The 2,385-nt window shown below is 32.7% G+C and carries 3 protein-coding genes; all 3 read right to left on the bottom strand.

Going from position 1 to position 2,385, the window contains the following annotated elements:
• Position 1: 1 nt before the first annotated feature.
• Positions 2-136 carry a hypothetical protein gene (locus tag C6H17_RS13355; RefSeq protein WP_267892806.1) on the bottom strand — a complete coding sequence of 45 codons (135 nt, stop codon included), beginning with the start codon at positions 134-136 and terminating at the stop codon, positions 2-4.
• Entirely contained in the window at positions 137-985 is an 849-nt protein-coding gene (locus tag C6H17_RS11345) for a hypothetical protein (RefSeq protein WP_104731454.1), read from the bottom strand.
• A partial coding sequence (locus C6H17_RS13150; protein WP_233714122.1) for a hypothetical protein occupies positions 985-2,385 on the bottom strand: 1,401 nt, incomplete at its 5' end. The genes C6H17_RS11345 and C6H17_RS13150, both read right to left, overlap by 1 nt.

The raw sequence follows: 2,385 nt of genomic DNA on the forward strand, positions 1-2,385 counted from the left end.
GTTAGGTTTTTCTATTTTCACAATTAAGTAGATAGATGATAGGCTGTCCTTGAGTGTTGTGAGAATCGTGCATAGAATCTATAGAATCTTGTGATTGATTCTGTGTTGTGTGAGTGTTTGGGAATGAGCAACTCATTTATTCCCCACAATCAAAACTCACTTGGCTTTCGTGGATTACACCATAGATTGCCTTACTTGTATCGCTGGCTTCTTTTGGGATATAGGCGACCTTTAGCCATTTGGGATTGGTGGAGTCTTTGCCAAGAAATAATAATATGCCTTGATTTTGTAACTCATTGCCTCGCATATTACAATCATTTACTATTGTATCTTTTTGTATTGCTTGTAAAATCTTACCATTTGGGGATTCTCGTAGATTGATATAAGAGTCTTTGGTAATGGGAAAGAGCAAATATTCACTAGGAAGGATGTCTTTGTTAATATACCATTTTTTTACATTATCTGATGTTTGTATAGAATCTATTTTGGCAGTTGCATAATACTTTGTATCAGCCTCATTATCTAAACTTTTCTCAATGTAATAATTTTTCAAAGTTAGTGTCGCACGAATCGCTATCCCACCTAAGATATATTCATCTGTTTGATTTAATGTATCTTGCAAAACATTATATATTTGTAAAAAACTATTTTTTTGAAACTCCATATCTCTTTTGAGTGTATCATTGAGAAAAATTGCTTGTGTATCATCTTCAAAGAGTCTAGGCAAGGCATTTGACACATCAGGAAAAAACACTAAACGCCAATAAAAATCTGCTTCCTCTTGATACATCTGCCATTCTATTACCCCACTTAATGTTATTGTCCCTTTGTAATATATTTTATCAATCGTTTCTTTATCTTTTTGAAGTGTGTTATTATGCGAAGTTTGATTTGATAACATATCTTGGAAATGTGTAAAATACACACTCCCACTAGCATACACGATACCATAAGCAATACAAAACGCAAATATTATTAGACGCATTATTTCTCCTTAGATGGTGGATAAGATTCAATTTTATCTTGTTCTTTGATTCTAACAATAAATTTTTTAATTGTGCTTTTTGTGAAATTATTCGCACCAAGTATATAGTTTTTAAACGCTTCTCTATCGTGTTTAATGATAGCTATATACAATCTTGCAATAGCATTAATTGTGCTATCTCTATCTTTGGCTATCCATCTTTCTTTTTTCCATCTCAATTCAGTTGTTGGCAAAAGACAGCCTGTGCTCCATTCTCCCGTATCACCATAATGTATAAGAATCCCATCTCGACTTTTGCCTATTATTGTAGTATTTGTATTTTTTGGTTTAAGTTGAGGAACAATATGAATATGCTTCGTTCCAAAAGTTTTTCTATTGACTTGATTATGTTTACAGGTTGTAGTATTGCAATACAATTGCTCTATGTTTATGTCTAAATTTTTTATTGTTTGTCGTAAATCATTTAAATATATTTCTTTGTTATTCGGATTTTCTATCATTAAAGCAGGTTTGCTAATATCTGAATATTTCCAAAACACCTCATATTCCCCTACGGGTATTCTTATATCTCCACCTGCTGTTTTTTGTTGCTCCTCAGCAGTTTTGTTGATTGTTGGATTCATTCCTGCTGGTTCCACAATATAGCCCTTTATTTCTTTGTTATCAGAATCTTTTATTATCTCGCCATCCAACTTTAAGCTAAATTCACTAATGGTAGCCCAATATTTAAAATCTTCATTGTTTGGACTATACTCCCACTTCCTCACTATTTCTAGCACCATTTCTCCTGTGTCATACCCCACTTCCAACCTTACCCTCTCTATCTCATATTGTGATTGTATAGAATCTATCTTTTGCTTTAGTTTCAATATAAAGTCTTTATAAGTCTTACTTCCTTTGAGAAATATCTTTACTCTTTCATCTGTATGGTATGTAGGTATTGGTGTATTTGGTGTCGTGAGAAAGGTAGTGCCTTTGGGATAAGGGATATTGTCTAATGGATTATTATAGTATGAGATTTTATACTGGGTATTTGTATCTGAAGTACAGATATTAAGTGCATTGTATCCTCTAACTCTTGTGTAGAAATCTGTTTGAATCTTTAAAGATTGCTCTATATCTTTAGTATAAAGATAATAGTTTCCTTTGGGTAGAGAAGTATCTTGCTGTATAGAATCTATAATATCTTGGTCTTTATGATGACTAGATGTATAATACCTCTCTATGTCTATAACATCAGGGGCAAGAGAATAAGATGAAAGTAATCTAGGCATATCTTTTGTATCTATACTATCATAGTCTTTAGAGTAGATTCTGTAATGTTCTTTCACTTCCCCCCACTCTAGTATCTCTAATTCCTTACCATTGAATCTAAGCGACAAAGGAGGATTATAGGTGAG

Origin of the sequence: Helicobacter rappini, assembly GCF_900198625.1 — a bacterium.
GTDB lineage: Bacteria > Campylobacterota > Campylobacteria > Campylobacterales > Helicobacteraceae > Helicobacter_A > Helicobacter_A rappini.